The sequence below is a fragment of the Parvibaculum sp. genome, from assembly GCF_049672805.1.
In the GTDB taxonomy this organism is placed as follows: Bacteria; Pseudomonadota; Alphaproteobacteria; order Parvibaculales; family Parvibaculaceae; genus Parvibaculum.
This window is the reverse complement of record NZ_JBATWS010000393.1, coordinates 1-4,490: the sequence shown is the minus strand read 5'-3', so window position 1 is coordinate 4,490 and position 4,490 is coordinate 1. Positions and strand designations below refer to the sequence as shown.

The window sequence follows — 4,490 nt, the reverse complement described above, 5'->3', positions numbered from 1 at the left end:
GGATGATCGATGCCGGAGAAAGGCGCGAGCAATATCTGCGCCATGGCGTGGTGCGCGCGGTAGTCGGGGTGCACATACCAGGCAATATCAGCAAGCAGGCAAGATGCGAGACGCAGCCGCGCTTCGGCAGGCGTTTCTCCAAGTACATCGTCGGCAAAGATCGGTGCCGTCCATTTGAAAAACTCGTCGCCATGCTGCTGAAAGCGCGCGAGACGCCCGGCGAGATCGCGGCACCCTTCAATCAACGGATCTTTCGCCTGCTCCTTCTTGTCGAGACGATCGAACAGAATGCCCTCGCGCAGCCCATAAGCCGACACGACAACTTCCTTCGCCTTCATGGCCGTGATGAGCTGATCGAGCACCAGCGCGCCAAAAGGCAGGGACTCCACGCGTCGGCTCGATATATCTGGCATCTGGGCGAGCGTTTTCGGTCCGAGCCGTTCGATCACACGCGCAATATCCGATGCCTCGCGCGCAGGGATGACATATTGATGCAGCACATGGATCGGGTAATTGCGCTGCGACATGTGGATGCGGGCGAGACTTCGCCAGACGCCGCCCACAATATAGAGCCGCTTGCCCTGATGTTCCCTGAACCACTCCTGCTCGCCCAGCGCGCGCTCTACCACAGCTTGCGCTTCTGCGAGATTGTTGTGCGAGAGATCAATAAGGCGCAGCGGCCCGAGCGGAAGCGATGTTCCCGGCCCTGACTTGCCGCCGCTCACAGGTATCAGTTCGAGGCTGCCGCCGCCAAGGTCGCCGACAATACCGTCGGCTTCGGGGATGCCGGAAAGAACGCCTTGCGCCGAAAGCCGCGCTTCATCCTCTCCCGACAGGAGATCGATCTTGAGGCCGCATATTTCTTCTGCCTGCGCGAGAAATTCAGGACCGTCTTCCGCATCGCGCACGGCTGCCGTAGCCACGATGACGAATGTATCGACGCCGATGCGATCGCGAAGCGCCATGAAACGCCGCAGCGCCTCAAAAGCACGCTTGATGCCTTTGGGATCGAGACGCCCGGTTGAGGCGAGCGAGCGGCCAAGGCCCGCCATGACTTTTTCGTTGAAGACGAGAACCGGGTTGCGAGAGGTGGTCGCATAGACCACGAGGCGCACGGTATTCGAGCCGACATCGACGATGCCAAACCGCCCGCCGAATTTGCCGCGGCTCACAGCGCGCCTCCCGCTTTCAGCCGCAAGACGGACCTATGCCGTCTTGATTTTGAATTTGGGCGGAAGGTTGTTCTTGAGAGAGGTTCCACGCCCGGAGAGACTCGCGTTGTTCATGAAATAGGTGTGAGCATTAAAGGGCTCCTCGCCCTCCCGCAAGCTGCTTCTGCGGTAGGTCCCATCCGCCTGCAATTCGTAACTTTGCTGGTTGTCTTTCAGATTGGCAACCATGATCTGGTCCAGAACCTGATCATGGACCGTGGGATTGAGGATCGGCACCATGACCTCAACCCGCCGGTCGAGGTTACGCGGCATCCAGTCCGCCGAGGCGATATAGACCTTGGCCTTGTCATTCGGCAGACCATATCCGTTGCCGAAACAGACGATACGGGAATGCTCAAGGAAGCGCCCGATAATGCTCTTTACACGGATATTTTCAGAAAGCCCCGGTATCCCCGGACGCAGGCAGCAAATGCCGCGCACCACTAGATTGATCTGCACACCTGCCTGACTGGCTTCATAGAGCTTGTCGATGATCTGCGCATCCACAAGCGAATTCATCTTCGCCCAGATGGCAGCAGGCCGCCCTGCCCGCGCATGTTCGATTTCGGCATCAATATCGCTGACCAGCCGCGTGCGCATATTCACCGGCGAGACGGCCAGCAACTCCAGATCCTTCGGCTCGGCATAGCCGGTGACGAAGTTGAACACCTGTGCCGCATCATGCGCGAGGCGCGGGTCGCAGGTAAACATGGAGCAGTCAGTGTAAATCTTCGCCGTTACCGCGTGATAGTTCCCCGTGCCAAAATGCACATAGGACCGCAAGCCGCCGCCCTCGCGGCGCACCACGAGGGAGAGCTTGGCGTGGGTCTTGAGTTCGATGAAGCCGAACACGACCTGCACGCCCGCACGCTCGAGATTGCGCGCCCAGACGATATGAGCCGCCTCGTCAAAACGTGCTTTCAACTCCACAAGCGCCGTGACGGATTTTCCGGCTTCTGCCGCCTCGATCAGCGCCTGCACGATGGGGCTGTCCTTTGAGGTGCGATATAGCGTCTGCTTGATCGCGACAACATCAGGATCATTTGCCGCCTGACTGATGAACTGCACCACCACGTCGAAAGACTCGTAGGGATGGTGGACGATGATGTCCTTCGAGCGGATCGCCGCGAAGCAGTCACCGCCATGATCGCGGATGCGTTCAGGGAAGCGCGCATTATAGGGCGGGAATTTCAGATCCGGCCTGTCATCAACGATGAGCTGGCTCGTCTGGGCAAGGCCGAGCAGCCCTTCGATCGAGACGAGATCACGGTCGCCGACGCCCAGTTCATGCACCACGAATTGCCGCAATGAATCCGGCGTGCGGGTTTCGATCTTGAGGCGGATCACGCTGCCGCGACGGCGCCGCTTCAGCGCGCTTTCGAAATAGCGCACCAGATCTTCGGCTTCTTCCTCAATTTCAATATCGCTGTCCCGCAGCAGGCGGAACGCGCCCTGCCCGATTACCTTGTAGCCGGGGAAAAGCCTGTCGAGGAAGAGAACGATCATGTTCTCAAGGCTGACAAAGCGAATGCTGCTGTCACCTTCGCGCGCAGGCAGGCGAATAAACCGCTCCACCTGTGTCGGCACGGGCAGCAGCGCATCCATCAGCTTGCCATCCGATATGCGACGAAGCTGGAGCGCGAGCGCGAAGCCGAGATTGGGAATGAAGGGGAACGGGTGCGCCGGATCAATGGCGAGCGGCGTCAGCACCGGAAAGACCTGCTCGAGAAAGCGCGTTTCGAGCCAGGCAAACTCCTCGGGTGTTACCTCTTCGGATTCCAGAACCGCGATGCCGTTCTCGCGCATTTCCTGACGCAGCGCGACCCATTGGCGTTGCTGCTCGCGCATCAGCTCATTGGCCATCGTATTCACGAGATCAAGCTGTTGCGCCGGTGTGCTGCCATCTTGGCTGAGCGTGGTGACGCCCGCGCTCACCTGCCCGCGCAGCCCCGCCACGCGCACCATGAAAAATTCATCGAGGTTCGATGCCGAGATCGACAGAAAGCGCAGCCGTTCCAGAAGCGGGTGGTTCTTGTTCTGCGCCTCTTCCAGCACACGCATGTTGAAGGCGAGCCATGAGGCTTCCCGATTGATGAAGCGCTGCGGGCTGTCAGGGGCAATGGCCGGCACAGCAGAAGACGTCTCATCGTCGGATGGCACGGCTTGAGGATTGTGCTGGGCGGTGGTCATGAGATCACTTCTTCAAAAACGGGAATAAGTCTCCGCTATCGCCCAACTTTACGACAAAGATATGACTGAGTCATGACTGGCCGGACGGCCTGCTAGATGTCCATTTCTCCCTGACCGGCCAGTATCTCGGCTGCCAAAGGCACGGTGACGGGCCTTTTGCCCGAAAGAGAGGCGCGGTCGATCTCCGCCACGATGAGGCGGGCTGCCGCGACCGACCGTTCGATCCGGCTGGCGAGATAGGTCACGACCGCGGGCGGCACGCGAAGCTGCCTGTCGGCGAAGAGTTTGACGAGGATGCCGGTCAACAGCGCATCATCCGGTGCGCCGAGCGCCGCCTGCGGCACGGCTTTCAGACGCGACACGAGATCGGGCAGTTTCAGGGGCAGACGGGCGAGCGGTTCCGCCGAGGTGATCAGAAGGAAAGCGCCTTCTGCCCGGGCGAGATTGATGAGGTGGAAAAGCGCGCGCTCCCCTTCCGGCGAGAGCGTTACAAGGTCTTCCAGAATGATCGCGCGCTGTGCGACCAGCGCGGGAATATCTGCATCGGGCAGACCATCGGGTGACAGCGAAGTTGCGCTGCTTGCCATCCGCCAGACCTCGGCCAGATGCGTCTTGCCGCTGCCGGACGGGCCTGAAAGCGCGACGATATTGTCCGGCCAGTCGGGCCAGGCGTCGATGAGCGCGACGGCTGCCTCATTGGACGGACCAACGAGGAAATCCTCCCGGCCTGACGCGGGGCGATGGCCAAGTTCAAGAACAAGCTGCCGCGTCATGGTTCAACTGTCTGTATCGCGCGGCGGTATGGCGCCTTCCGGCGCCCGCCCGAGATAAAGGCGGCTCTTTCGATACTGCGAAATGCCGAAGCGCGCGATAACACCGAGCGCCGCCGCAATAGGCAGCGCAAGCAGCGCCCCCACAACGCCGAAGAGCGCGGTGAAGGCAAAGATCGCGAACATGACCCAGACGGGATGGAGCTTCACCCTGTCTCCCACCAGCTTTGGGGAGAGGAAGTTTCCCTCCACGAACTGCCCCAGAGCAAAGACGGCAACCACCATTGCGATTGACACATAGTCCGCCGCGAACTGGAAC

4 protein-coding genes are annotated in these 4,490 nt (G+C 60.4%); all 4 read right to left on the bottom strand.

Annotated elements, in window-relative coordinates; genetic code table 11:
• A partial coding sequence (ppx, locus tag WBF74_RS12240; RefSeq protein WP_424440239.1) for an exopolyphosphatase occupies positions 1–1,172 on the bottom strand: 1,172 nt, incomplete at its 3' end.
• Between the two features lie 33 nt (positions 1,173–1,205).
• Positions 1,206–3,401 carry an RNA degradosome polyphosphate kinase gene (locus tag WBF74_RS12235; RefSeq protein ID WP_424440236.1) on the bottom strand — a complete coding sequence of 732 codons (2,196 nt, stop codon included), beginning with the start codon at positions 3,399–3,401 and terminating at the stop codon, positions 1,206–1,208.
• A gap of 92 nt (positions 3,402–3,493) precedes the next feature.
• Entirely contained in the window at positions 3,494–4,174 is a 681-nt protein-coding gene (locus WBF74_RS12230) for an HdaA/DnaA family protein (protein WP_424440233.1), read from the bottom strand.
• Positions 4,175–4,177: 3 nt separating this feature from the next.
• Positions 4,178–4,490 (bottom strand): AI-2E family transporter (locus WBF74_RS12225; RefSeq protein WP_424440230.1); only part of this gene is annotated, 313 nt, incomplete at its 5' end.